This is a genomic window from Verrucomicrobium spinosum DSM 4136 = JCM 18804 (genome assembly GCF_000172155.1).
GTDB classification, from domain to species: Bacteria; Verrucomicrobiota; Verrucomicrobiia; order Verrucomicrobiales; family Verrucomicrobiaceae; genus Verrucomicrobium; species Verrucomicrobium spinosum.
Genome location: NZ_ABIZ01000001.1, coordinates 2,436,179 through 2,461,670 on the forward strand (window position 1 = coordinate 2,436,179; position 25,492 = coordinate 2,461,670).

A 25,492-nucleotide genomic window follows, 5' to 3' on the forward strand; every position below is an offset into this window, starting at 1 on the left:
ATCACGCCATCACTTGGACGAACCCACCGGGCGGGAAGAGCACCAGCACGATGTTGCTCGTGTTCTCCGGGCTCACAGTCGGGGCCTCAGCGCCCCCGGGCCAGTTGGCACTGCCGATCCTCAAGCCCAGCTTCATCGGCTCATTCACCTCTCCCGTCATAAAGTTGAGGTCCCACACCTGCCGTGTTGGCTCCACGGAGACAATCTCAGTTTGCGCCCCAAAGATAAACGGCCCAGTAGGCCGCCATTCCACCACCTCCGTGCCCATGGCATCCGTGAAGGTGTGCTCAGTCATCGTAGGCGTCAGTTCCAGCTTCAACCACACATCCACTGAGCCACCCACCCCCAGCGTGATGTAGGGCGCAGGCACCGCATCCAGCTCCGTGTCATCCAGGGTCGGCGGGATCTGGTCTTCCTCACCCCCAAACAGAGACGTACTCACAAAACCAGGCGTCACCCGCAGTTTCGCCACTCCACCAGTCACCTCCGTCGCATACAGTGTGAGCGCCGTGGATGGCGCTTGGTCCACCGCAGCAGCCTCCAGCCGCTCCTCACCAGCAGCATCTGCATCCTTATCCTGGTCGTTATGGCGGCGGCGCGTGAGGTGAAACAAGCGAGGCCTGGCCCCGCAGAATTGTGGCAGGCCAAACTCCACCGTGGTCTGCCCAGACATCAGATCCTCAGACACACTCTGGATAAACGCCTGCATCGTCTCCCAGGCCACTTGTCCACCCGTCACATTCACACTCATGCCGGGGCGCAATCCCGTGTTGCAATCCTCCTGCACCAGCGCCATTCCCCCCTCCCAGATCAACCCGGAGTACGATTCAAACAGGCGCTCCGCCAGCCCTGGCACCGCCACATCATTGCGCCCCACTGTGATGGTCTGCACAATGGCATCCATCGCCGTTGCGTCCGCCCCATCAGGATAGTCATCCACCAGTTGAGCCGGGCGCATGCCACCCGCGCTCACTTGCAGCCCTCCGCGTTCGTAGCGGATCACCACGCCAGAGGTCACCAGATCCGGGCGCGGCATGGGTGAGCACTGCTCGATATCCCCCCAAGTGAGGACTTGCACAGTCCCCGTATCACCCCGCTTGGTGAGGTGGAAGGTGGGAGGGTCCGTCTCATAGTCGAACCATGCAATCACATCAGGATGCCACTCCAGAGCAGAGGTCACCAGCTCATCACACCGGCGGTCCAGCTTCACCGCCTTTGGCGGCTTCGCATCATCCAGCACCAGCGTCCCCACCTGCATCACTGCTCCTTTGGCAATGGCGTAGTCCAGCACCTGGCTGATGATCTCCAGTGTGGTCTGCCGCTCTCCGCTTGTGGTCGCTCCGTAGGTGTATCGCGGGGTTGTTTCCCCCCCCACCGGCAGGGTGAGCTGGGTGTATGTGAGCCGCATGAGCTGCCACCACGGCCCGCCAATCTCAATGCTCATGCCCTCCATACCTGACTGGCCAGCCACGATGGGAGACATCACCCAGCCACGGAACCACGTCACCCCGTCCCGCGTGATCACCACCTCATCATCATAGGCAAAGGGAAGCACCCCCGTGATGCCCTCCTCCGTCGTCACTTGCAGCGTCACCGTGTCAATCGCCTGATTGCGCCGCACACGTCTGCACAGCTCCACCCCCAGTGATGCCGGGCTCTGTCCGTTGATCAGATAGGTTGCCATCGCGTGTTACTCCTGACTCGTCACCTTCGCCTCCAGTGCCTTGATCCGGGCCTCTGTTTGCTTCGCTCTGTCCAGTGCTGACTGTGCCACCTTGATCAGCCGCTGCGCATTCTGGTCCTGCGTCTGGCTCGCATCCGTGAGCAGCTTGCCCACAGCGTCCAGCTCCTTGCTGTCCGCTCCATCTCGCAGCGCTTTGGCCGCAGCTTCCAGCTGCTCCTTGGCCGCCTTGCCTGCCTCGGTATTGTCATTCGCCGCCTTGGCCAGATCGCCCACCTTCTCCGTCAGATCCCGGTCTGCCGCCTTGTCCTGCCCTTGAGCTTCGCGCCGCGTCTTGTTGCGCTCCCGCTCCGCCACCGACTCCGCTTTCTGCTTCTCTTGATCCTGCTGCTGCTTGGCTCGCTCTTGCGCTTCGGTCACAGCCTTGCCGTCCCGGATGTCCTGGGTGCCCTCAGTGATGTCGAATTTCTTCTCGGCCGTCTCCCGGTCGCGCCGGATGGCGTCCACTTCATCGAGTTGTTTCTTAAACTCCTCTTCCAGCTGCTTGATGCGCGTGGTGGCGTCTTGAATCGCCTGCTGCCCCTTCGCCGCTTCCTCAGCCCACCCCTCCAGCTTTGGGTAAGCTTTGTCGAATTCATCCAGCCTCTGCTTTGCCTCGCGGAATTTCTCAGTGGCCGCATCCAGCGCGTCTAGCGCCTCTTGAGAGTTGGGATTGTCCCGATACGCCTCCGCCGCGGCGAGCCGCTCCCGCCCAGCTTCTCCCACCTCATTGGCCAGTGCCGGGCGCTGCCTCGCTGCCTCCTCACGGCGTTTGGCATTAGCGATCGTCTCCTCCTGCTCCCGGATCTCCGCCTGGGTAGCACGCCCTTTGCGTATTTGCTCGCTCTCATCGCGGGCGTAGTTGTCCAGCGCCTCCTGTTGTTTCCTTGCCCGCTCTCGCTTCTCCAACTCCTGGGTCTTGCGGAGTTTCTCCTCTTCAGTCCCGCCACCCGCTTCGATCTCCGCTCGTTGCCGGTCCGCCGCAGCATCCGCCAGCTCATTACGCCTGGCTGCCTCCTGATCGCGTAGTTGACCGACTCGCTCCAGCTTCTTCGTGATGCGATCATACAGCGCATCCTGCTGCCGCAGAGCCTCATTGTGCTCCTCAGTCTGCTTGTGCAGTGCACTCACTGCATCACGCACTTTGGCAAACGACGCCGCCGCCGCGTCAGTGTCCTTCTGGAGCTGCTCCCAGTCCGGCGTGTTGAACAAGGTCTTCCCCAGCAGCGTGCCCACATCCCACGCCGCCTGGAAGACAGTGAGCAGATCCAGGTTCATGGTCCCCAGGATCTCATTGGCATCGGTGCCGCCTTTCGTGATGCCCTTCAGTGACTCCACCGCCTCACTGCCCCCATTCACGATTGAGCCCAGCGCACCGGCCATCGTGTCCCCCAGTCCGCCCGCAGCTTCTTCGACGGACTCTGTAGCCTCCGCCAGTGCGGGCATCTCACTGCTCAGGGGTCCCACGAACTCCGCCAGCGAGTCCCCCATGCTGGTCCCCACCGCCTCCACCGCGGTACTGACTTCTTTGGCGGCCTCTTCCGCCTCCTTCATTCGGGCCAGGAACTCCGGCCCGAAGAACTGCTTTTCCTCCTCGCTCAGCGCATCGGCAGACGCTGCCACCTCCTCCACCGCCTTTGCCGCCTCCTGGATGGGGGCAGTGTCAGCGGTGGAGGTGATCCTGATGTTGATCTCTTTGTCAGCGTCTGCCATGGCCGTATTAAGAAGCCTTGAATGAAGTGATGCTCAGCCCCACCACATCGGCAGAGCCAGCACTGGGCACCACAGACACATCGCCAAAGATGGCGATGCGATCACCCGAGCGGGGCGTGACGTAGATGCCCAGCGGCATCATGCAGGAGCCGAGTGATCGGGTCTGCGAGCTCGTGATCTGTGTGGGCAGCGTCAGAGACGGGCCGCCCACATCTGCCGCCGTGTTGTTGATGCGGCGGAATCTGAACGTCATTGTCCGCGAGCTGGAGAATGTGGCAGCGGCGAACTGGAGATTGACGTTTCCGAACAACAGATAGACGCCCGGCATCGGCAGCTCGACATAGCCACCGAGTTGGGTGGATGTGGCAGTGAGAGTGTCGGTACTGGTGCGGTTGTATTGCACGATGCCTGTCTTCGCGACTGTGTTCCAGTTGAGGTTGTTTACAGCGAATTGGCCATTCTGTGGCCCCACTTGGGCATTGCCACTGATGGTGAGATCACCAGCATTCCCAGCCCCCGCACCACCGTTCCCACCGCCAGCCAGGTTGATGTTGGAGCTACCGATGAACATGCTCCCATTGTTAAAGCTCACGGCCTTGCCATTGGTGCCAGCATTGGACATATCTCCAACTGCTCCCATGCCATTGATACCACTGTTAAAAGTTACTGGCCCTTCCACGCTTAGGCCTGCTCCAGGGTTGGATTCAGTCAAGCTGTTGTCTGACACATCCACCGCGCCCACAGTGGCCGCACCCACCCCCTTGAGGGACACATAATGTCCCTTGGCAATGATGTCTCCCATCTCGCCTCGTACCGACAGTTGCAAGGTATGGAGTCCTACAGGGTCCCAGTTGACTGTGAGTGATGAGAAGGTGCCCATGTTGTTGTATCCGGGCAGCAAGTCGAAGAATAGATACCTGAAGTCTTCATCCATGGTCACCGCCTCTGATGCCGCCAGCGTACGCACACGGACGGTCCGCTGCTCATAGGTGGACGGCGCTGCAAGCAGGTCATCCAGTGCCGCTTGGATTGTCAGGTACGGCTTGCTCGGGTCACCCACGGTCCCGGTGCTGTCGTTGCCACTGGCATCCACGACGGCCGTCAGGCTCTCCTGGGGGCTGGTGATGCCCAGCGTGGCCCGGGCCGTGGCGGCATCAGCATCATCCATGAGGGTCCGCGCAAAGGCGCTGAAGTCGGTGACAGCAGCCGCATCGGAGCCCGTGAAGTAGGGCAGCTTGTCCGCCGCCGTCGTCAGCCCGGCCAGAGCCGCCAGCGTGTTGTCCGCCGCCTGTTTCCCCGCGAGGTCGCTCACCAGATTGGACACACCACTTTGCGGCACACCCGTGATGGTATTGCTGCTGCCGCTGATCGTCTTGTTGGTCAGCGTGAGCGTGGTGCTGCCCAGCAGATCAATGATCTTCTGCACCGTTGCAGATTTCGTCACCGGCGTACCGCTCGGGTCCGTCACCGTCAGCACCAGATCCGTGGCGCTCAGGCTGCTGGCCGCTGGCAGTTCCGTGATTTTCGCGGAGGTCTGGCCCATCAGGGGAGCCGCCGCCAGCAGCATCAGCGCTGCCGTTGCAAAGGGGTTGAAACGTCCTTTCATGGATATCATTTTGTTGGGTTGGGTTTGCTCGTTGCTTGCCTGCGTCACTCCGCGTCCCCCCGACCAAATTGCTCCTACAGTTGCGGCTCCTGCCTCACCACGCTGCCGCCCTCCGTGCTCAGCGGCACGCCGCCCTCCGTCGTCACCGCATGGATGTTGCCCACCCGTGTGCCCGTCAGCAGCCCGCGGATCTCATAAGTCAGATGCAGCGCCAGGCCATCCAGCTCTCCCGTGGTCAGGGTACTGATGGCGTGCAGCTCCAGTTCATCGTAGTCACCGTTGGGAGCCTCCCTCCGGAGCGTCACCATATCGGTGGACGGATACAGCTCCCGCGCCTCCTCCAGCCATGCCGCCAGCCCTTGGAAGGTGGTGAATGCTTTCACCGCTGGCACGATCAGGTGCCACGGTTGCCCAGAGGCTGGCAGGGCCAGCGCCTGACTCCAGTCATCATGGATGATTGTTCCGCCTATTGAGATGATCATGTTTCGATCTGGGTTGTGTGTTGTTGTTTCCTTGCCTCACTCTATCATCAGCGTGCTGCCATCTTCCGTCAGCAGCCCGTCCCCCTCCTCAGTCAGCACCCTTCCCATCAGTGCCAGCGGGGCACCTGTGATCGCACCGCCTTTCAACGCATACGTGATGCGTGAGCACTGCTCATAAGTCCCCGTCTGCACATCCGTGATGGTGGCAGAGGCGATCACCATTTCCCCCTCGTGCCCCATCACCTCTATGATCAGATCCACGCCACCCGTGGGCAGGCTGGCCAGTGTGTGCAGCCGGAATGCCTCAGCCGCCTGGGGAGACTCGTGCAGCCGCATCACGGTCCAGCTGATGGAGTGCATGCGGTTGCCACGGTCAAAGGTCTTGCCTCCCGCAGCCCTCACATACTTCACCTCCTGCACTTCACCTGTCTGATCGATCTTGGGAAGCCCACCTTCAAACCAAGCATCATAGTCCACCAGCACGGTGGCACCCAGCGTGATCTTCAGGGGGCTTTCCCGGACCTCAATCATATCAGTGTTTTAGGGCAAGCGCTCCGCCTGCTGTCTCAGTGTTGGAGTACCGCCTTTAGGCGGAATCAGTCAGATGCTCTGCCAGGACTGCCGCCTTAGTTGGCAGTGAGGGCATTGAGGTTGTAGGTGTTCAACTCGCTGTCCAGCACCTCCCAGGTGACGTCATACGCGTACTCCTTCTCCGCGCTCTTGCCTTCCGTCACCATCATCTCCACCCAGAGGAACATGGTGTTGATCAGCGTGTCCGTCTGATCACGTTGCTCAATCTTCAGCCATCCCGTGATGGGCTTGCTCTGCTTCAGCGGCTGTTGAGCCGTGCCAATGGTGATCGCACCCGCCAGTAGGAAGATGGACTCCATCACCAGTTGGTTGGCATCTTGCAGCTTGGCCTTGAGCGTCAGCTCCTGACTCAGCGGAATGCTCTTACGGCGGCGGTAGGTACCACGGCCAACCGGTGGAGCCTTCAACACGAGAGCGTCCGCCTTGTTGGTGACACCAAAGGTTTCCACAGCTCCCATGGCCTCATACAGCTCAGAGTCAGTGGCAGGTTTGTAATCCACACCCACGGTGTGCTCCACCATGGTGATTTCTTCCGTTTCCCCTTCACGGGCGAACCATACATGGCTCCCCAGAATGACAGTACGATTTACAAGTGACATAGCTTCTAAGTGGGTTGTTGGGTGAATTGCCTGCCACCCCGCGGTCCCGCCAAAAAGCTGTTCTGTCTATACTCCTGTTTACCTGTAGGGCAAGCGCTCCGCTTGCCTCAGCTCAAGATCCTTTCAAGCACATCACTCGGCGCATTGCCTCCCTTATACGCCGCCGCCCGCAGCACTGCCCCGGGCACACTTGCAAAGGCCGCCTCATACTCCACGGCCTCCGCATTGGATGGCCCGGGAAAGCTGCCATCGAGCGTGTACCAGATCTCCGCGCTGGCCGCGGCACAAGTCAGCGTGATGTCGCCACCGCCCACCGTCATCACCGGCACCGCAACCTGCTGCGCATTGTCTGCACCATGGTAGCAATAGACCGTGACATCATACGCCACCTTGCCCACGATATTGGCCGCCCTCACCGCGTTGCTCTCATCACCGCGGAACTCATGCTTCCGGCCCGCATCCCATCCATGCAGATACATCAGAGTATCTAGCGCGAGCTGCTCAGCGGGCACATGCGTTCCCTCGGCCCCCTCATTGACCAGCGGGTTCTCAATGATCCGCACCGTCAACTCAATCCTAAGAAAGCCCTTCACCTTGTCCACTGGCACCCCGGCTGAGGGCATCAGCACCATGGCCGCAATGCCTCCCTTGCCGTTCTTCTTGAGCATCCCCGCCAGGGCATTGTTGATGTTTGTCTGTATCAGTGTGGCCGCCCCGGCATCACGCGGGCGGACCACCGTGATGGGCACATACTGGTATTGCCCCAGCGTCCCCAGGTACCCACCCACATCCAGTTGCAGTTGTTGCAGAATGTTCATCGTTTCGTGTGCTCGTAAATGTGCGGTTGCCCAAAGTCTAGGCGTGCGTCTGCAATAGGGTGCCGTGGATTGAGTGATCCGTTCTTGATCGCTTCATCTATGGCCTTCATCACCGCATCAGCGGCCCGCAGCCTCAGTTCATACCGCTTCAATTTCTGTGCATCTGTTAGCGTTTCGTTAGTGTCCATTAGCGGTTCCTCCTCATTCCGCCGCTGTTGTCTCCATCATCTCACTCATGAAGCTCTCCGCCCCACGTTCCGCCGCCGCTGCATAATCATCATCCGTCGGCAGAATGGTCTTGTCCTCCTTGAGGTTCACCTCTTCCCTCAGCCAGTAATAGACCTCGGTCTTACGCTCTTTGCCCTTCCCCGTCACCATCGCCAGGGCCTTGGCTCCAGAGGCAAAGGGGATGAACTGGAGCAGGGGGAACTCACCCGCCCGCCGACCATAAGCCACCGCCGCCGCGGGGATCGTCAGATACCGTGAGTTGATCGCCACGATGTTCACTGCCCCAAAGGCTGGCGCGAACGCCTCCCGGCTCCCCACCGCAGACCCGCCCACCGACTTGGAGAGGTTGCTGATCGCACCCTCCCCGGTCGGGATCACCACCTCCGCACACGTCTCATCATACCAGCTCTCCACCGCTCTCGACTTGTTCTGGAAGTAGTAGGTGGGAGTGGCACCCAAACGGCTCGCCGTCTTGTGCTCACTCTTCACATTGATCAAGTGGTTGGCGGTCAGAACCTCCGCCTCACCGGCTATGTGCTTGTTCAGCTGGGTGGGATCCTCCAGCTTTGGCAGCAGCGCCGCCAGCAGTGGCGTCGCTTCATTGGTGTACGTCGCGACGATCTTCATGCTGCATCCTCCATCCCATCCAGCACCGCCAGCAGATCCACCCGCCTTGCATTCACCTGTAGGGCGACCGCTCCGGTTGCCACCTCATCCAGCACCGCCAGCAGGCCGCGCCTCATCGTTGGAGTTCCGCCTTCAGGCGGGTCAACGGCATTGATCACGGACAGCATCATCTCCCGCGCATTGCTCGCGATCTCGCGCTTCACCTGGTTGCCCAGTTCACCCGCCTCCCGGTCCGTCAGCTTGCCCGGCGTCGCCTTCAGCTTGGCAATCAACGCCGCCTTGAAGTCAGCGGGCATCCCCCGGGTGCTGAACACCGGCTCGGGGATCTCCACCTTTGGCGGGCTCTTCTGCGTTTTCGTTGACTCCTCTTCCTCACCCGTCTCAGTCTCACCACTTTTTACTTTTGACTCTTCGCTTTTTACTCCGCCGCTTGCCGCCAGCCACTCCGCCCGGGGCACCTCCCGCCAGCCCATCCCGCTGGTGAATGCAAACGGTGGATGATCCACATCCAAGGCATCGGGGAAGAGATCCCCATCACCCAGGGCCTTCCACACGGGATCACTCTTCGCCGCCATCATCAGCGTCTTGGCGCCCACGCTCACCGGCTGACCGCCCGCCTTGGTCCAGCGTTCCGCCCATCCCATGGAGCCGCTGTCAGGCGATCCACGCTCTTTCTTGCGGGGGCTGACCCTCACCAATTCCCAGGCTGGAAACTGATACACACGATCCATGCCGCGGGCCTTCTGCCCGGCTCCACGCATCAGCCCCACTTGCGTATCAAGGATCAGGTTCAGCCGCTTGTCACTGCTCAGGTCCTGCAGGCTCCCCGGCTCCGCTGGGGGAATGCCAAGCGCCTCATCACCGGCGAATCCCGTCTCAGGGTCATACAGCAGCCGCGTCAGCAGCCCCTTGAGGAAGATCCTCAGCGCTCCACGATCACTCTCATACCCACCTTTCAACTCCCTTTCCGCCGCCTCACGGATGCCGTTGAGATACACGGCATTCGCGGTCCGGGCGGAGAACACCGACCGATCCCGCAGCGCCTTGGCAAACTCCCGGCGCTGCGCCGCTGATCCCAGGGCACTGGGCAGCAGCCCACGGCTCCGCGAGCGGCGGTAAGCCTCGGGCGGGTCAGAGGGTGGAAAGAGTGCGGCCATCGTTGCTACCTCTTTTTCAGTGGCACCACCCTTGCCGCGCATTGGTCGGAGTTGGTCTCCAGCTCCTCTATCTTGCAGCCGTAGGGTTGCAGCAAAAGGTTCAAGGCCGTGAAGCTTGGGGAGGCTTTCCAGTCCCACCCAACGTATTGGCCTGGTCCTGGGGCACCACACTCCCGGCAGAAGTTGTCCTCCACCGACACATCACATTGGCATTTATAGCAAGACTCCATCACTCCATTCCTCCATTCTTTTGTTGTAGCAACGAACTCTTCACCAGCATGCCGTCCACGAACCGCCACATGCTCCCATTAAGCGCCGCCTTTCCGAACCAGTCGCCATGCCCATACCCCGGCTCAGTGATCACCTCCGGAGCCCGCCGCGCATTCACCGGCCCCGTCTTCCCCAGGGCACCATAGCCCAGCAGTCTGCCCAGTTGCGTCTTGGCCAGGGCAAGAGCCCAGTCCTTGCCCGCCACATACACACACACCCGGCCAATCGCCGCCGGATATTTGTTGAGCCCATTGGCGTCGAAGTCCGCCTCACAGGCGGCACTCACCAGATGCAGCTCCTCAATCCTCGGCCAGTCCAGCGAGGCCAGCGCATCAAGGATCACATCGCAACCATTGGAGTGGCCCACCAGCACGATGTGCCAGCCCGCGTAAAACGTCAGCGTCTTGGCCAGCTTCTCCGCACGTTTCCGCTGCCCCAGCATGCGCCCAATCGGTCCCACAAGATATTCAATCTTCTCCGCCCTGAAAGGGGTGTGCAAGTGCGTCCATGTGACCGCACGGCCATTCCAATTATCGGAAGCGCCCGGCATCGTGAGGATGCCATTCACAAAGATGAAGACGATGCGAGCAGGGTTCATGGTGTTACCTCATCCTTTGAATGAGCTTTCTACCGATCCACTCAGCAACTTGCGGAACCACGGCGTTACCCGCCGCGTGAGCCGATGCAAAGTCGGTGTCATCCAGTCCGAGGGGAATCCCGCAACGCTCAGACTCTCTGGCCCGCTCAACCATCTTATTCCATCCGTCTTGCTCAGCGACGAGTAGCTGACCACCAAGGGTGATTCGGCAGGCAGTGTTTGCGGCCAGTAGAGTATAGCCAGGCGCGCTGTGCGCGGCCCGTGCGACTTCGCCCGCAGCGAACGCGCTAGGAATGCCCTCCACTGGGCTGGCGTCAAATAGCAGCTCAGCGGGGGGGGGCTGTCCAAGGCCGCCGACCATGAAAAGGCGGCGACGTCTCTGGGGAACGCCGAAGCCTGCAGCATCCAGCACCCGGAAGCATCCCAAGTACCCGCGGTGGGCAAGGTCTTGGATGATCGTCGCAAGGTCCGCATGATCGTTGACCCAGAGCAACGCCTCGACGTTTTCAAGCACAACCCATCTGGGCCGAATCGCATCGATGATTCGTAGGGCCTCCCGGTATAGACCGCTTCGCTCACCCTTGAGCCCTGGGCGTCCTTGCTTGCTCGACGTTCCGGCAGCACTGATGTCTTGACACGGGAACCCGGCGGTAAGGACATCAACCGGTGAAAGGTTGTGCGCGCCGCACTCACGGACGTCTTCAAACTGTCGGGAATGGGGAAATCGGTCAGCAAGCACAGCCCGGTTGATGGGGTTGATTTCGACGCTCCAAGAGCATTGGAATCCAGCCCGTTCAAACCCGAGTTCAAAGCCACCGATCCCCGCGAAAAGGGAGCCGTGCGTTGGCTTCGTTTTGTGGCCTGCATCTTTTTCATAGGTCATGTCTTGCGTCTTGTGTCTTCACGTCTTCTGTCTCCCGCGCAGCGGGTCAAAGCCCGCTCAACTTCCTCCGCGTGGCCTGCCTCTTGTTCCCTGACACCTGCTCAAACACGGGCGTGGCAATCACTTCCTCACTGGGCGTGGCCGGTTGCTCAATCACCGCGTCACACTTCGCGATGCTGTCCAGGTACTTCAGCGCATCATTCTTGCGCTTCTCCCGGGTCTCATAGAGAGACGGATCATTGCCCGGCAACCGGGTCAACATCTCCCAGGCCAGCATAGCCTTGGCCGCACTCAAGGTCTCATCAGGGATGGTCATCCCCGCGCCCATCGTGTTGCTCTTGCAGGCCGCCACCCGGCTCCGGATCTGGCGCACCACCGCCTCAATCAATCCCGGCACCGGGTCAGCCTGCCCATCAGCAAGCGCCGCCGTGCGGAATGCCTCCACCTCCGGACCGGAGAGGGCCTCTTTCAGATGGATCTCTGTCAGTTCAATCCACATGAGCAATCACGGGTTCAAGTTGTTTCAAGCGCTCTTCAACCAGGGCAGCCAGGGCATCCAGCACGTCACGCTCTTCATCCGCTGGCACACCTGCCAGCCGTGCGCGCACTTGCCCCATCAGCTCCGCTGCCAGTGTTTCACGTTCCTCTTCATTCATGGCCTCAGGTCTTGAGTCTTGTGTCTTCTAGTCTGGCGTCTCCCGCGTAGCGGGCCGGTGTCGCCTGAACCGGGTGTGGAGGGTTGCCCCTCCACACCACGATTTTTCAGGAACCCACCCACTTCACTCAGCCGGTTCAGGGCTTAGCTTTGCGAAGCCGTGAGAGTCCGGATGCCCAGGGTGGAGGTGATCTTGAGCAGCTCATAGTGCTCCACCACGATCTCCCACAGCTTGGTGGAGATCTGCCGGGAGTACACGCGGAGCGGGCCACCACCCTCCACCGGAGAGGTGAAGCGCTTGATGTTGCTGGCGTCTTCCGCATCCAGCCCGGCCAGCGCGTTGAAGAGCACCACCTTGTTGCTCACAATCTCGCTCTTGGCAGCGGCCGCACTCTGGTACCGCTCACGCGACACCTTCACCTGTTCAACGCCGAAGTAGGAGGCGAGACGGTTTTCATCCCGCCCCAGGGCCATCGTTGAGCCCGCGTTTTCTTGGCTCTCATAGGCCGCAACGCGGTAATCATAGCTCGTGTCGCCATAACCCACGCGATTGGGCCGGATGCCGCTGACGTTCGTCGCGGCGATCAAGGCAGCCCGCACATCAGCATCAGGCTGGCTTGTGTTGCCCCAGGTCTTGTTGGCGTTGGTGGCAGCAGCCACCAGCAGAGCCAGGGAGCGACGCAGGGCGTTGCGGCGGATGCGGCGGATCAGCTTCTCTGTGTACTTGGTTTCCCAGTTCTGCTTGTCCGCCACCTCATCCAGATCCACCACCACGCGGAGCCCCCGGTTCTGGGTCTTGCCTTCCACTTCGCTGGCGGTGTACTCCACCGTCTTGAAGTCGCCACGCATGGCGCGGAGGTCATCCAGTTCGGAGAGCCACTCTTCAGGGTTGCTGAAGGTGCGGTAGCTGAACCGGCGCGGCACCTCACAAGCCGGGGCGAAGAACTCCAACGTCTCTTCAATGTTCGTATTGTCCTTGAACCCTACCGCGAACGCGGTCAACGGTTCAGAGAGGAACGCCTCATTGAACCTGGAGGCATTCACGGAGGTGATCAGCTCCGGGCGGTCGCTGCCGTCATCCGCCGGGTCAAAGGACTTGTTCTCCAGTCCGCCCAGCAGTTGCAGGCGGCCGTTGTACTGCTTTTGCAGGCGGGTGATCTCCGCGCTGTTGATAGTGATCTTCTTCATAGTCGTTGTCTCGATCTTGGGTTTGTGGATTGCCTGCCACCCCGCCGACCTGTCCCGCGTTACTATGATTGGGTGAGTCCGATGCCCTGGGCTTAGGTCACCACCAGCTTGATGGGCACGCAGCTTTGCACCTCCACCAGATCGCCATCAGCGCCAGAGGTAGATTGCAGGATGCCGACCTGCCAGTAAGTGCCTGCGCCCGCTGGCGTGTCTTGGATCTTGCCACCCGCCGCCGTGTACACGGGCACGCCCACCGTGGCCAGTGCTTCACTGGCCGTCATGAGCTTGGTGGGCCCAGTGCCCAGCAGGCCCACGGCAATCAGCTCCTCCGCCGCCGTGGTCTCATCCAGCGTCGTGGCATAGGGCATGTCATTGGCACCGTTGACGGCAAAGTGATCGTTATCACTGCCCCTCTTGACGAGGAGATAACGCGCAATCGCCGCGTCAGAGTACCGGCTTAGTGCCTTGTCATGGGTGCCCTCCGCGATGTTCACCGCCATCATCAGGCCCGCCAGGTGGGCCTTGCGGCGGATCAGGGAAAACGCCAGCGCCAGCACGAGGGCCAGCGCAAAGAGAAGAATGAATGTCGTCATAAGATTCAGTGGGTTTGTCGTAGTTGGTGCCTGCCACCCCGCCGCCCCGCCTGAATCAGTGTTGGAGTACCGCCTTTAGGCGGAAGGTTCCGCCGTTTTGGTTTTCTTGCCGCCTTTGGCCTCGCCGCCAGCCTCATCGGTTTTCGGCTCTTTGGCTTTCGGTGCTTTCGCGCCTTCTTCCTCGGCCAGGGCGGCGTCATGTTCCGCCTGGGCATTGAGCACGGCAACCGCCTGCTCACGGGAGAGCCCTCCGCCGCTCTCTTTGATCTTCGCGTTGATCGCGGTTTCATCGGGCGGGGTGATCTTGGGCATGTTCCGGTTCCTCTTGAGGGGTTGGGTTCTTGATCGGGTTCGTTGAAACTTTGCTTGCGTATCTCGTCAGGGGACTCTTGGCCTCAGCCTTTCGGCTTGGAGTTCATGGCGGCGATCAGCCCTTTATACTTCGGATCACGCTTCACCTGGTTGAAGGCTTCAGTGTAGGTGAGCTTCGGGTTCTTGGCCTGGGCATCAGCCACCGCCGTGTTGAGCGCGATCCGGCGGGATTGCGCATCCGAGACATCCACCTTCGCGCCACCAATCTCCAGCGCCTTGTTGTTGAAGGCGGTTTCCAGTTTGTCCAGCTTCTCAGCCTCAGCCTTGAAGGCGGCACCACCGTTGGCGATCAGCTTGCCTTCCCACTCGGCGCGTTGTGCCTCCGTGATCTTGCCGCCGTTCACCGCCATATCCAGCACCACACCGGCGTTGGTCTTGAGCGTCTCCATGGCTTTGGAGTTGGCGGTTGCCAGGGCACCCTCCATCTCTTTCTTCTTGGCCTCCAGCTCAGCAGTCTTGGCCGCTTCTGCCGTCAGGTCCGTATTCAGTTTGGTGGCTTTGTCGGCCCCTTCTTTCATGGCCGTGATCTTCGCAAAGATCTCATCGTCCGTTGCCGTGGCCGGGTCCAGGCCCAGCAGTGCGCACAGTTTCTCTTTCATCGCTTTTTCGTCGGGTTGTTTGGGTTGTGTGTCAGAGTCCTGGGAGTTGGTCCAGGGCCTCACAGTTTCAATGTTGGGGTCATTCACCATGCCCACATGATCCAGATGCACGGGGAAAATCTTGCAGGAACCGGGCGCGGGCTTGGGGTGCATCCAGCCAGGGGAGGGGAAGACCATATACCCTTCCCTGAGGTTCTCTTTGCCCAGGCTGTTCCACTCCACCTTGCCATAGAGACCGTCATCTCTGGCCTCCAGTTTCATCACCTTGCCGATCCGGCGTGGATCTGAGAAGCGCTCCGGCATCTGGGCGGGATGTCCCATGTACACCGGCACACCGCGGAACATGCGGCCCAGTTGGTCCACCGTGGAGTTGAACTCCGCCACCATCTTCCCGGCTTCATCCTTGCCGAAGACCTGCACCATCTCACCGTTGTTGGTGGGGTACTGGCCGTAAGGTGAGATCTGCATCCAGTCATCACCCTCTGCCACCGCCGCCCCGTTGTAGGCCAGACTCATCTCGCGGCTTGCCTTGCCTGCATGGTTCACAGTCATAACCAAGCCTCTGAGGGCCTTCTTCTTGGAAATCAGTCTCATAAAAAATTAGTGTTCCGTTAGTGTCAATCAGTGGTTCAAAATCACTCCCACCCCCTCAGGCCGCTTCCTCCAGGCTTGCCGCCCCATCGAAGAAAGCCCCCAGCATGATCTTCTCCCAGGCGCTCTGTTGCGCGGCATCCTGGCTGATCGCCGTGGGCAAGGTCTTGAGGAACCCTTTCAGCTCATTCTTCATCACACCATCATCCGTGATGGCCATGATGCGTTTCAGATCCTTCACCAGCATCTCCCTGTCTTCTTTGCCCGCCTCATGAAGGAGACGTGTGGCTTGCGTGATGAAGTCCATGTCAGGAGCTGCTTCACCCTTGGCATTCACAGAGGTGCCAGTGCCAGACCCCAGACCCGCCGCCGCCGCATCCGCCAGGGCCTTGCGATCTGCCGCTGACTTGAGCAGCTCCGCCCCCTCCTTGGGTTTGGCAAACCCGAACCGCTCCAGCACATCCGCGATTTCAATCGGAGCCCCCAGCTCGACAAACGCTTTGATGGCATCCAGCAGCAGCTTCATGTCCTCCTTCACCGGCACAAGGATTTTGAAATACGCTTTCGGCTTCACCCCCTTGCCGAAGTACCACTCCAGAACGTGGCGCTCGATCCCGTTCAGAGTCTCGCTCACGGTCACAGCGTCATCCAGGGCGAGGATGTCCGCCTCTCCGCCTTGCAGGCTGGCTCCGGAGCCCTCACCACTGCCCGCGCTCATCGTGCTCAGATCTGCCCCACGATACAGGGCCGCAATCTTCCGGTCGGCCCTTTCAATGAGAGAGGGAAAGGGCAGGGTGCTGTTGTTAGCCTTGGCCTCCACCAGCTCGATCTTGCCGCTGCCGTCATCACCATAGATCACCGCGCTCCAGTCATTGCCGAAGGACTCCACCGCCTCCTTGAGGGCATTGCCCGCCTCACTGCCTTGAGCCGCCGCCGTCCGTCCCAGGGTGCCCGGCATGGCAAACTTGTCACTGAAGGCAAGCCAGTCATGATAAGAGAGCCGCTTGAACGTGTAGGCAATGGAACAGGCCATCATCAGCCCTTGTCCCGTGTGCACCATCCATTCACCCCGCGGCATCTCCACCCCTTCCATGCTCACCCCATCCGGGATGAACCGCAGCTTGCCCGTCCGGTTCTCAAAGAAGTGCAAAGGCACAAACTCAAACTCCGCCGTCAGGTCATTGGCCCGTGGGGACCACACCAGATGGTGCGCCGCATACTTGTAGCTCACCGCGCTCATCATCTGCTTGATCAGACGGCTGATCCCACCCGTCTCATTGCGGTCAAAGGCATTGGTCGCCGTCGCCTGGGCCCAGAACCCATCCAGCACCTCCTTGTGCCGCTTCGCCTCCCGGCTGTCGTCCTTCGTCAGTACTTGCCAGTCGCGGTGGGCCGTGTCCGCCTCACGCTTGAATTTCACCCCAGGGATGGTGTCGTCACGTTCCGCGATGAACTCCCACAGCTGGGCCGCCTGACGCAGATCCCCGTAGATGAACGAATCCAACGCCTGGGCCAGCGTCTCCGGCGTGAGCATGCGCAGCGGATTGAACCGCATGCGCTTCTCGCGCTGGATCATGTCAGGGGTTGAAATCGGCTTCGTCTTCATGCGGGTTTGCTGAAAATGGTGCAAACGGCGTGCACACTATTTGGCATTGTCGATTTTGAGGCGGTTTAGGGGGTTGAAAACCCCTTGAGAATCCATTTGAAGCCCCCTTCACGGGTGTAGAGACGCCCAAAGCGCCAGAGGGCCGTTTCTGTGCAATTGGCGGTCATATTCCCCACCGCCCCTTTCTGCGGCCAGATCCACCCCCAGAACCCGTCGGCAAACGGGGGATGGAGTCATACCCAAAATCAGCCAGCACCCCGTTGTCCGCCTCAGAGGAAAGGGCACCGCTCCAGGCGATGTCGCAGTGACTGGCATCATTCCACTCATTGGCCGTCTCGGTGAACACCACCTTGCCGCCCTGGTGCACCTTCTGAAGCGCGTAGTAGTCGCCTGCAATATCTTGGTGTTCGTCCTTCTCACCAGCGGGGATGATCTTCTGGTGGGCACTGAGCTGGTCCATCAAGCGCATCCCCATGGTCACTTTCAGCGTGCTGAAGTTGACCCCTCTGAACTTCGTGGGGAACTCCTGCTTCATGTCCCAGCAGATGTTCCGGCCCAGCCCGGTTTCATCACCGCACCCCATGATGGCGCTCAGGTTGGTCAGGAACCAACGGCATGCACACTTCATGAAATGCCAGTCCTCTGTCTGGGTGGTCAGCAGTCCGCGAAGCTTGAAAACATCACCCTCCTTGCCGTCCACGTAGAAACTGCCTAAGTCGCCATGGCCAGAGGCAGCGATATCGAAGCCCATGCGATACATCCGCAGCGTGGCCCGCAGCTCACCAAACACCTGTTCCATCCATTGATAGATGGCAGTCTCCCGGCGCTTCTCCGTCTCGCGGTTGTAGGTGCCAAACAACTCCACCACCATCTTCTGCTTCATGTGATGGCGGGCGATCTGGTACGCCTGCACACAGGCTTGCACCGTTGCCCAGGGCACGATGGCTTCCACATTGTCCTGAGGGTTGCACATGTACGCTTCTTCAAACACCCCAGGCAGCTTGGCCCGGCGTTTGCAGTCCTCCACGAACCCCTCACGGGTAAACTTCGTTCCCCGAATCTCATTGATCTTCTCCACCAGCCCTTGAGCCACAGCATCCACAATGGTGGTGCGGTGGTGGCTCCATCCGCCTTTGCCAGCGCGGGCCTCTTTGGCAAACTGGTAGAAGAGGCTTTTGGTCCCCTTGTGGCTACCCCACACAGAGATATCATAGCCCCATGTCACACGGGCTTGAGCGACCGCCCATAGCTCCTCCCCGCGATCATGGCGGGGGAACTCATCCAATCCGACATCACCACCATAGACCAGCATGGCAGACGGGTTGCTGGTGAAAGCAATGATCCGGCTTTCGTTGTCGAACTTGATGTAGCCAATCTTCAGCTCCTCGGTGAACCCCGTGGCTTTGCCATCCTTCATCACTGGCACCTTGAGTACATCCTCACCGTGGGACACGATGCTGGCCGTGCGGTTGTACATGTCCACGAAAGTCTTGCACCCCTGCATGTATTCCAGCGCGCTGGGGTAGTCCTTGGTGCCAAAGAGGTAATCCCGCTTCTTGTGGTGCAGCCGCTTGCGCACGTTCTTGAAGCCATCTGCCCAGGTGGCCCCGATGCGGAACGACTTTTCCCAGAGAGTCATTTGAGCCTGATCCACAATCCAGTCCAGCTGGTAAGGCAGGAAATAATCCCGCTGGTTGGACGATGCCTCGCCCACCTTGTCCATGTCAGGGCCTGATTGGATGGTCACACTCATTTGCGGTTCGTGATGCCTAGGGATTCGTCCATGACTTGCAGCACCAGCTGCCGCTCTTCCGGAGTCAGCTCCGCACTGGGACGGCCCTTCGTTGCTTCCTTGATCTGATCGTAAACCTTCGCCTTCTCTTCCAGCAGCTTCACCCGCCGCTCTTCCACATCGATCTTCCGGTTTTGCACCAGCACTCTCGCCATGGCCACGAAGGTCTTGGGATCGTTGTCCTTGGTGGCCTGGGCGAGAAACATCAGGTTGCCCAGGGCGGAGATCTGCTCCGCACTCATGGCCATGTCGGACTCCTGCAACATCTGCTGGAAATCCTGCGTGACACTCTCCGTGGAGCGGAAGCGCCGGCGCATCTGAAACCACGAGTAAAACTCCGACAAGGCAGCTTGCGAGGTTTGCACGTCCCACTCCGCGGCGAGCCACTCGGCCACCTTCTTTTGTGTCCCCCCCTTGGCCTCCAGCCGGGCAATGATCTCCTCCTGCTGGTCTTCCGGCAGTGTCTTCAGGTTGGAGTCTCCTCTGTGCTTGCGCATACATCGTTGTTTCCTTGCTCGTGTCGTTAGCTCGCTGCCTCATGCTCCCGGCCCGCCTTGGTCAGGTACCACTCATCCTGCTCCAGCTCATCATTGTGTAGCCGTCCCACATGGCCCTGGTCATGGTTCCAGTTCACGGCATCACGCACCTCATCGGCACTTGCCGCCACGGCCAGCAGCTCATTCACCAGATCCGTCAGGATCTTGAGCGTGATGCGTCTGCCCTGGGGCAGTGCCATCAGCGCTTCCCGCACCTTCTTGCGCAATTGCGGCCGTGCCACCGGGGCGGCCACCTTGATGGATGTCTTGCGTTTGCTCATACCTACTTCCTGCCTCCTCTGTTGAGGGCCTTGAGTGCGGCGATGTCTTCGCCGTGTTGGTTCATGCGGTCATTCCCAGCCGCCAGACGCTTTTCATATGTCGCATCCAGATTCTCGATCTGCTTTCCCATGCGGTCCCCCACAGAGCTGATGTGCTTGTGAAGCTGCTCAATGGAGCGGCCCCTCTCTTCCTGCAACTCATCGAAGCGCCGGTTCAGGTCCGCCTTCAGATCATCGAAGTCACGGCGCGTCACATATTCCACCTCGCCCTTCACCTTCAGTGGCTGATCCGCAATCTCCGTCTTCGGCTTGCGAAGAAACGCGATGATCCCCATCCCCACCGCTGCCACCCAGCCCAGCACCGTGATGATGCTCTTGAAAAGCGCGGGCTCCACATCAGTGGGCACGGGCGGGACAGTCTGGGCAAGGATCGCAATCAAGGTCATGAGTCGTCGTCTTGGGAGTATTGTAGGGCGACCGCTCCGGTTGCCTCAGTGTTGGAGTGCCGCCTTTAGGCGGAATCAGTCAGATGCTCTGTCAGCGTTGTCTCATCGATCCTTGCTCAGCCAGAACAGGGAGGGCAGCACGGCGGCGAAGAAACAGGCACCCGTGAGAGCGCCATAGATCGCCAGCCCAGGCGATGCCATCAGAGGCACATGGAAGAACACCAGCACCAGCAGCCCGTTCAGCAGATACATCACCGCTGAAGGTAGGCCGGGGTTGCGCTTGTAGCCCTGGGCCGTGGGGATCAGGTGGGAGAACGTGGCGTCACCCAGTTGCGCACCGATCAGGAGCCCAATGAAATAGGGCTTCACCTCCTCAATCCCGTGCCCAAACCCCAACCAGATCGCACCCAGTTGCAGCCCCAGTGCAGGGGCCACGAGGAAGAGGAAGCCATGCAACGGCCTCAGCCCGGCCACGAAGGAATTGCCGCTGATCTCGCCGAAGTGCACCCACAGCGCTCCGCCCGTTTCCTCAATCGCGTGAATGATCACCACGCCCGCAAGCCAGAACATGAGAGCATGCAGAGGGGAGAGCCCAAAGCCCTTGAGGGCCAGCATCAGAATGAGAAGGAGATAAGCCATGGTCGTCAAAAGGTTCGATCCTCAAACACACACACACACACTCAGGCCTTGCCCGGCACATACCGGCGTACGCCAATGATCACCCCGGAGGAAAAGGCCGCGATACTCACCTTGTTGCCCTGGTTGCCGCCCAGCAGATACACCACATGGCCTTCCAGCCGGTCAAAGAGTGCCACATGATGCCCGCCGCTCCGCTGCGTAATCACCGTGTCACCCTGCACCGCCTGGGCCAGCGTCACCGCCTCACCCCATTCCATCCAGCGGCGGGCGCGGTAGTGCTCACGGGGCAGGCCCGTCATCGTCACATGCCCCACATAGCCACGGAAGAGCCCACACCATGCCGTGGTGGAATCATCCTGATCCAGCCAGTCCGGAGCCAGGTCAAAGAACCGGGCAATCTCTGGATTCGTCTTGGGGCCAGGATACTCCGCCACCCCCAGCCACTTACTGGCCCATTCATAGATCCTCTGGTTGTGTGGCAGTGCGATGGCGCTCATGATCGTGATGGTTGGCGTTTGAAAACCTGCCGTCTCTCCGGCTGTCACGCATAGAGCCCGTTCCCGGGACCGCCCGCGTTCACGGCTCCTTCGTTGTATGTAGTATGGCCAGCACTGCGACACTCTCTTCACGCGACCCCAGGCAGCTTATGCCCCGACTGAGTTTCGACCCGCGCTACCGCTGGCACTTGAGAAATCCTTAAGGGGGTGTGATGGCATTCACGGCAGGCACAGCGCCGCTTTCCATTGCCTTGTTGGTGACGCTCGTCTTCGCTGCCAGCTCCGCAGCCTTCGTCCTTGCCTCAGCGTCGATCCTTGCAATCTCAGCCTTGGACAGTCCCGCCGCTTCCATCTGTTTGGTTGTCTCCTGCACCTTGATGGCCGCCCCCGCGAAGTAGGCTGTCGTCAACGTGTCCAGGAACTTCCCCGCAACATCCGCCCCTTTCTCAAAGGACTTGTGCATCTCGGAAACCACCGTCACCCGTTGCGTGCCATCAGGCTTGATCTCGTAGTCAGCGGCAATGTCTCCGCCAAACTGCTTGATGGGTGGCAGGCTCGGGTGAATCGGGATCTCGGCGCATGATACCATCAGGAGCGTGATCACCACGGACAAGAGGGAAGGGAGCGCTTTCATTCCGCATCACCTCCCACACGATTGTTGAGGCGGGCGCTCATCCGCTCAAAGATCTGAGCCTTGATGATGTCCAGCTCAGTGGTAGGGCGCGCTTCAGCCGCAGCCGCCTTTTTGGAAGGCATCATATCGCTGAAGGTGTTGCAGCTGCTCAGCATCATCAGAGCCAGCATAAGGAGAGCGATGCGCCCGGCCACCTCCGAGCCCGGACGCACCGCCCATTTGGCGACAGCAACCAAACTACCTGCCGCCAAAATCAGACCCGCGATCACCGCCACGCCCTGAGGACGCCAGTTTCGGCGGAGCTTCCCATATGCTGCCACCAGCAGGCCAATCGCGGGAGCAATCACCAGCTCCCAGTTGTCAGACGCCAGTTGCGCCAAATCCTTTGCCTCATCAGTGGGCACCTCCACACCCACCACCCCGGCGATCATGCCCACCACCGTGATGATCAAGCCCAGCTTGGTCATCTTCCCCTGAAGAATCTGCGGCTTGTCATAGACCGGGCGGGCCACCGGCGCTTGTTGGAGTTCCGCTTTCAGGCGGTCATGTCCATTGATGGACGCGGGCCGGGTATGTGGATCAGAGGGCATCAGTTTGGTTGGTTGAGTTGCATTCAACCCACTCCACCAGACTGGCCCGGCCCACCATGATGTACCGGGCCAGCCCTTGCAGTCGGAGACTGCGGAGTAGCAGGCACAGCGATCATGCCCCAGCTTTCCCGATCCCAAACAATACCCGATACACTTCGGTTATTTCATCCACTTTCCCTCTCCGGGGGCGTGCCCGTCGTGGGGTAATGACGCACGCGATCGCGCTTTTGCAACGATCCGCCTTAGACGCGCTGGTCCTGCTGGGCCAGCCACTTGGCTTTTAGGGCATACACGCTCGCCATGTTCACGCGATACTTGCCGTTCTTGGCTCTCGCGTTTGGCTTCCATGCGTGAATCTCTTTCTCTTCAATCAGGAGGTACACCAGCTGCTTGTTGGGCAGGCCCAGTGCCTTTGCGGCATCGCTCACTGATCCTTCCACCAGCACCTTGCCCGGCGTCACCAGCACCCCGCCGCCCGGGTGCGGCGTCACCTTCACGGTGATAGACGAAGTGAAGCCCAGGAGGAGCTGCTTGCTCTCCTCCTGGGCCTTCTTCAACTTCGCTGGGGATTCGTAACCCATCACTACTTAGGGAACACAGTGGTAACAAATCGATCTCTCCATGCGCGGACTTTTTCCTCTGTTAGATCGTCGGCATCGATGGTTTCGGATGGCCCCTTGAAGACGTTCTCAGGCGTGGAGATCTGAATCCCGATGCTATTGGGGGCTTTTGCGTGGAATGCCAGATGACAATCCAGATGCCCATCCTCTTGAGACGCAATTGAGAGAGCCACATCCGCTTCCTTGTGAGGAGTTGGATCATCAAACAATGAAACGACATTCTCGGAGGTCGAATCAGCTGTTGCAGGAGTCTCCACGACCGCAAAGAATCCGTTGTCATTTAGTAATTTAGCTGTCTCCCCCAAGATGGGGAGCACCCTAGTTTGAATGAGGCTGTTCAGGACTTTGATCTGAGAGGCGCGATTGTTCATCTCAGCTGTCGCTTTTGCTTGCTTCTCCGACTGTGCAAGGTCGCGATCTGATCTGATGCCCTTGATGTAACTGTTAATATCCATAGGTTGTGTTTGGTTTCTCTTTGACACATCACATCTACCACGAGTCTCCACTTTTCGCAAGCAACCCCGGGACGAAGCCCTAGAGCGGCAAACTCAGCTGGCCGCTCGCCGCTTCCAGTCGCGCCCTTCTGCGGGCCAGCCTGTCCTTTGCGTCATGCCTGTTGTGCCACCGTCAGCACCACCTTGCTCTTGGTGATGGGATGCGGCTCATGGTTCCTGCACCCGCACCACTCACAGCGATTCCTCGCCCGGTAGAAGCGCACGAACTTAGACCGCAGTTTCCAATCCTTCGGATATCGGGCTTTGTTCTCAGGGAAGATGGGCATGGCTTTGTTAGTGTCTGGTTAGTGTCAGTCAGTGGTTCGCATTACTCCGCTTCTGTTGCGCACGCCTCCGCATCACCAGCGTGATCTTCAGCTGCTGGAGCTGCTCCTCATCCAGCCCCCGCCACTCAGCGGTGCCGAACTTGTCCATGGCCACTGCTTGCACATAAGGCTCAGGCCAGCCCACCAGCTCCACACCCTTCACGGCCCGTTTCAACGGCCCTTCAACCGCCCGCTGTCCCACCTGGGGATTGGAGATAGCCAGGTATTTATCGAACGCATCAAGCACCCGGTCCAGGTCGGAGTTGGTAAAGTCCTTGCTGCTCTTGTCCTTGCCCAACGCCTCAGTGTGGATCTCATGCCTCATGGCCTCCGCCTCCTTGGCAGAGTATCCGCCCAGCTTCACCAGCACATCCTTCACCGCCAGCCACCGGCTGAGATACAGTTTTTGTTGTTTAGCGTTCATGGCAACTAGAGCTTGAACCTGTTGCCATTCCCAGGGCGAAGTGCGGACGATCCACGAGAAAGCCGCTTGGTCGTGCCTGCGACTGGAATCGTCACAGGCTCTTCCTGCCCGCCCGGAGAGAGTTGAACAAACTTCGTTTTACTGGGCACAGAGAGCACCTCAAACTTTATCTCATCATCTCTGAGGGTGATCGTCTCCTTATACAGTCTGTCTTCCGCCTTCACGGCTTTGCTCATCAACTTCACCACCTTGGTGGCATCATCGATGTTGGGCAGCAGGAAGGCATCATATCCAATTTTCAGAATGGCTTTCATGGTCGTTTGGTTGGTTCGCTATCAGGGTTGGAGTACCGCCTTTAGGCGGAATCAGTCCTCAGTTCATCAGCTCAGCACAAGTCGCAGTTGTTCTTGTCCCTCGCCCACCTTCTTCGCCCGCTCCCAGGCATCACCCGTGAGTGATTTCCTGATCCTCTCGCGGCGGACGTACTCTTGAACTTCGCGCTCTGTCACCTTGCGTGACGTCGGGGCTTTGGCGGGCCGATCGCTCGGCTCAACGTCAGCATAAATCTTGTACTTCATCCAAAGCACCTCCAGCAGCTCCGCCTTGGTGGCGGCATTCTCCTTGAGCTTCGCTTCCAGCTCCTTCTCAATTTGCTTAATCTGCTCCTTGGCCATGGCCTTGGCTCGCTTCTCTCGGTCAGTGATGGCGTCAATCTGCTCCTCCATCATCTGGGCATAGTACGCAAAGCAAGCCCGCAGATCCGCCGCATCCAGTGGAGTCAGCAGAAACACCGCATGCTCCTTGGTCACGCTCATGACGGGCACCTTCACCTTGTTCATGATCCAGCTCGCACACTGCAACATCAACTTGCGCCCCCACCGGCGCTTGCCCCACACCAGCACACTGGGCCCAGCAACATCACTGCTCACACTCTCCTCAGTCAGCCCATGCTTCTTGAGGATCTCATCATACCTCAGCCGGGCGCTCTCACGCTCACCCTCGGTTGCCCCAGGGCAATCAATCAGCGTCTTCAGTTTGGCCAGCTTTTCGCGGATCGTTTCGAGGTTGGTTGTTTGGTTGTCGTTCATGGCATCAGGCACTTGGGACGGTGGAGGGTTTGACCTTTCATCTTGCGGCTCTCGCGCAGCGTGCGGGCGGTGAGGCGGTCCACATAGCGGCGGAATCGTTTCACCGCCGCCTCACCTCTGCGGATCTCACGGGCTGGATACCGCTGGCGATCCTTGGAAGCCCTCGCCTGGGCAAGCTCAGCCTCCGCCAACGCCAACACCAATTGATAGGCTTCCGTGGAGTTCATCG

33 protein-coding genes are annotated in these 25,492 nt (G+C 59.8%); all 33 read right to left on the minus strand.

Annotated elements, in window-relative coordinates; genetic code table 11:
- Position 1: 1 nt before the first annotated feature.
- Complete coding sequence (locus VSP_RS09790) at positions 2 to 1,684, minus strand: hypothetical protein (protein WP_009960329.1); 1,683 nt, start codon at positions 1,682 to 1,684, stop codon at positions 2 to 4.
- 6 nt (positions 1,685 to 1,690) lie between these two features.
- Positions 1,691 to 3,433, minus strand: a complete 1,743-nt coding sequence (locus VSP_RS09795) for a hypothetical protein (RefSeq protein WP_009960330.1) — start codon at positions 3,431 to 3,433, stop codon at positions 1,691 to 1,693.
- A gap of 7 nt (positions 3,434 to 3,440) precedes the next feature.
- Positions 3,441 to 5,039, minus strand: a complete 1,599-nt coding sequence (locus VSP_RS09800; protein ID WP_009960331.1) for a hypothetical protein — start codon at positions 5,037 to 5,039, stop codon at positions 3,441 to 3,443.
- 74 nt (positions 5,040 to 5,113) lie between these two features.
- On the minus strand, positions 5,114 to 5,521 hold the full coding sequence (locus VSP_RS09805) for a hypothetical protein (RefSeq protein ID WP_009960332.1): 408 nt from the start codon (positions 5,519 to 5,521) through the stop codon (positions 5,114 to 5,116).
- A gap of 36 nt (positions 5,522 to 5,557) precedes the next feature.
- Entirely contained in the window at positions 5,558 to 6,052 is a 495-nt protein-coding gene (locus VSP_RS09810; protein WP_009960333.1) for a hypothetical protein, read from the minus strand.
- A 95-nt stretch (positions 6,053 to 6,147) separates the two neighbouring features.
- A complete protein-coding gene (locus VSP_RS09815) occupies positions 6,148 to 6,711 on the minus strand; it encodes a hypothetical protein (RefSeq protein WP_009960335.1) in 564 nt (187 codons plus the stop codon).
- Between the two features lie 107 nt (positions 6,712 to 6,818).
- Positions 6,819 to 7,529: an FN3 associated domain-containing protein gene (locus VSP_RS09820; RefSeq protein WP_009960336.1), complete on the minus strand. Its 711-nt coding sequence runs from the start codon at positions 7,527 to 7,529 to the stop codon at positions 6,819 to 6,821.
- 201 nt (positions 7,530 to 7,730) lie between these two features.
- The gene (locus tag VSP_RS09830; protein WP_009960338.1) at positions 7,731 to 8,384 is read right to left on the minus strand and encodes a hypothetical protein; all 654 of its coding nucleotides are present in this window, start codon (positions 8,382 to 8,384) and stop codon (positions 7,731 to 7,733) included.
- On the minus strand, positions 8,381 to 9,541 hold the full coding sequence (locus VSP_RS09835) for a hypothetical protein (RefSeq protein WP_157210822.1): 1,161 nt from the start codon (positions 9,539 to 9,541) through the stop codon (positions 8,381 to 8,383). The genes VSP_RS09830 and VSP_RS09835 overlap by 4 nt, the downstream gene beginning before the upstream one ends.
- A gap of 229 nt (positions 9,542 to 9,770) precedes the next feature.
- Positions 9,771 to 10,409 carry a hypothetical protein gene (locus tag VSP_RS09840; RefSeq protein ID WP_009960341.1) on the minus strand — a complete coding sequence of 213 codons (639 nt, stop codon included), beginning with the start codon at positions 10,407 to 10,409 and terminating at the stop codon, positions 9,771 to 9,773.
- Between the two features lie 4 nt (positions 10,410 to 10,413).
- A complete protein-coding gene (locus VSP_RS09845) occupies positions 10,414 to 11,292 on the minus strand; it encodes a DNA cytosine methyltransferase (protein ID WP_009960342.1) in 879 nt (292 codons plus the stop codon).
- A 46-nt stretch (positions 11,293 to 11,338) separates the two neighbouring features.
- Positions 11,339 to 11,791: a hypothetical protein gene (locus VSP_RS09850; RefSeq protein ID WP_009960344.1), complete on the minus strand. Its 453-nt coding sequence runs from the start codon at positions 11,789 to 11,791 to the stop codon at positions 11,339 to 11,341.
- Positions 11,781 to 11,948, minus strand: coding sequence for a hypothetical protein (locus tag VSP_RS42110; protein ID WP_009960345.1), 168 nt, complete (start codon positions 11,946 to 11,948; stop codon positions 11,781 to 11,783). Before VSP_RS42110 ends, VSP_RS09850 begins: the two co-directional genes overlap by 11 nt.
- Positions 11,949 to 12,091: 143 nt before the next feature.
- Entirely contained in the window at positions 12,092 to 13,135 is a 1,044-nt protein-coding gene (locus VSP_RS09860; protein ID WP_009960346.1) for a hypothetical protein, read from the minus strand.
- Positions 13,136 to 13,227: 92 nt separating this feature from the next.
- The gene (locus VSP_RS09865; RefSeq protein WP_009960347.1) at positions 13,228 to 13,728 is read right to left on the minus strand and encodes a hypothetical protein; all 501 of its coding nucleotides are present in this window, start codon (positions 13,726 to 13,728) and stop codon (positions 13,228 to 13,230) included.
- A 75-nt stretch (positions 13,729 to 13,803) separates the two neighbouring features.
- Positions 13,804 to 14,040, minus strand: a complete 237-nt coding sequence (locus VSP_RS09870) for a hypothetical protein (RefSeq protein ID WP_009960349.1) — start codon at positions 14,038 to 14,040, stop codon at positions 13,804 to 13,806.
- A gap of 83 nt (positions 14,041 to 14,123) precedes the next feature.
- On the minus strand, positions 14,124 to 15,293 hold the full coding sequence (locus VSP_RS09875; protein WP_009960350.1) for a phage protease: 1,170 nt from the start codon (positions 15,291 to 15,293) through the stop codon (positions 14,124 to 14,126).
- Positions 15,294 to 15,348: 55 nt separating this feature from the next.
- A complete protein-coding gene (locus tag VSP_RS09880) occupies positions 15,349 to 16,896 on the minus strand; it encodes a phage portal protein family protein (protein WP_009960351.1) in 1,548 nt (515 codons plus the stop codon).
- 163 nt (positions 16,897 to 17,059) lie between these two features.
- Positions 17,060 to 18,649: a hypothetical protein gene (locus tag VSP_RS09890; RefSeq protein WP_009960352.1), complete on the minus strand. Its 1,590-nt coding sequence runs from the start codon at positions 18,647 to 18,649 to the stop codon at positions 17,060 to 17,062.
- Complete coding sequence (locus VSP_RS09895; protein ID WP_009960353.1) at positions 18,646 to 19,185, minus strand: hypothetical protein; 540 nt, start codon at positions 19,183 to 19,185, stop codon at positions 18,646 to 18,648. The genes VSP_RS09890 and VSP_RS09895 overlap by 4 nt, the downstream gene beginning before the upstream one ends.
- A 26-nt stretch (positions 19,186 to 19,211) precedes the next feature.
- Positions 19,212 to 19,505 carry a hypothetical protein gene (locus VSP_RS09900; RefSeq protein WP_009960354.1) on the minus strand — a complete coding sequence of 98 codons (294 nt, stop codon included), beginning with the start codon at positions 19,503 to 19,505 and terminating at the stop codon, positions 19,212 to 19,214.
- A gap of 2 nt (positions 19,506 to 19,507) precedes the next feature.
- Positions 19,508 to 19,951, minus strand: coding sequence for a hypothetical protein (locus VSP_RS09905; protein ID WP_009960355.1), 444 nt, complete (start codon positions 19,949 to 19,951; stop codon positions 19,508 to 19,510).
- A gap of 102 nt (positions 19,952 to 20,053) precedes the next feature.
- On the minus strand, positions 20,054 to 20,590 hold the full coding sequence (locus VSP_RS09910; protein WP_009960356.1) for a hypothetical protein: 537 nt from the start codon (positions 20,588 to 20,590) through the stop codon (positions 20,054 to 20,056).
- Positions 20,591 to 20,631: 41 nt separating this feature from the next.
- On the minus strand, positions 20,632 to 21,087 hold the full coding sequence (locus VSP_RS09915) for a TIGR02594 family protein (protein WP_009960357.1): 456 nt from the start codon (positions 21,085 to 21,087) through the stop codon (positions 20,632 to 20,634).
- A gap of 199 nt (positions 21,088 to 21,286) precedes the next feature.
- Complete coding sequence (locus VSP_RS09920) at positions 21,287 to 21,721, minus strand: hypothetical protein (RefSeq protein WP_009960359.1); 435 nt, start codon at positions 21,719 to 21,721, stop codon at positions 21,287 to 21,289.
- Complete coding sequence (locus VSP_RS09925) at positions 21,718 to 22,311, minus strand: hypothetical protein (RefSeq protein WP_009960360.1); 594 nt, start codon at positions 22,309 to 22,311, stop codon at positions 21,718 to 21,720. Before VSP_RS09925 ends, VSP_RS09920 begins: the two co-directional genes overlap by 4 nt.
- 242 nt (positions 22,312 to 22,553) lie before the next feature.
- Positions 22,554 to 22,892 carry a hypothetical protein gene (locus VSP_RS09930; RefSeq protein WP_009960362.1) on the minus strand — a complete coding sequence of 113 codons (339 nt, stop codon included), beginning with the start codon at positions 22,890 to 22,892 and terminating at the stop codon, positions 22,554 to 22,556.
- Between the two features lie 2 nt (positions 22,893 to 22,894).
- Entirely contained in the window at positions 22,895 to 23,386 is a 492-nt protein-coding gene (locus VSP_RS09935; protein ID WP_009960364.1) for a hypothetical protein, read from the minus strand.
- 152 nt (positions 23,387 to 23,538) lie between these two features.
- The gene (locus tag VSP_RS42115) at positions 23,539 to 23,712 is read right to left on the minus strand and encodes a hypothetical protein (protein ID WP_009960365.1); all 174 of its coding nucleotides are present in this window, start codon (positions 23,710 to 23,712) and stop codon (positions 23,539 to 23,541) included.
- 28 nt (positions 23,713 to 23,740) lie between these two features.
- Positions 23,741 to 24,175 carry a hypothetical protein gene (locus VSP_RS09945; protein WP_009960366.1) on the minus strand — a complete coding sequence of 145 codons (435 nt, stop codon included), beginning with the start codon at positions 24,173 to 24,175 and terminating at the stop codon, positions 23,741 to 23,743.
- Positions 24,176 to 24,180: 5 nt separating this feature from the next.
- Positions 24,181 to 24,489 carry a hypothetical protein gene (locus VSP_RS09950; RefSeq protein WP_009960367.1) on the minus strand — a complete coding sequence of 103 codons (309 nt, stop codon included), beginning with the start codon at positions 24,487 to 24,489 and terminating at the stop codon, positions 24,181 to 24,183.
- 66 nt (positions 24,490 to 24,555) lie between these two features.
- On the minus strand, positions 24,556 to 25,263 hold the full coding sequence (locus VSP_RS09955; RefSeq protein WP_009960369.1) for a hypothetical protein: 708 nt from the start codon (positions 25,261 to 25,263) through the stop codon (positions 24,556 to 24,558).
- Positions 25,260 to 25,490, minus strand: a complete 231-nt coding sequence (locus VSP_RS09960) for a hypothetical protein (RefSeq protein WP_009960370.1) — start codon at positions 25,488 to 25,490, stop codon at positions 25,260 to 25,262. The genes VSP_RS09955 and VSP_RS09960 overlap by 4 nt, the downstream gene beginning before the upstream one ends.
- Positions 25,491 to 25,492 lie beyond the last annotated feature (2 nt).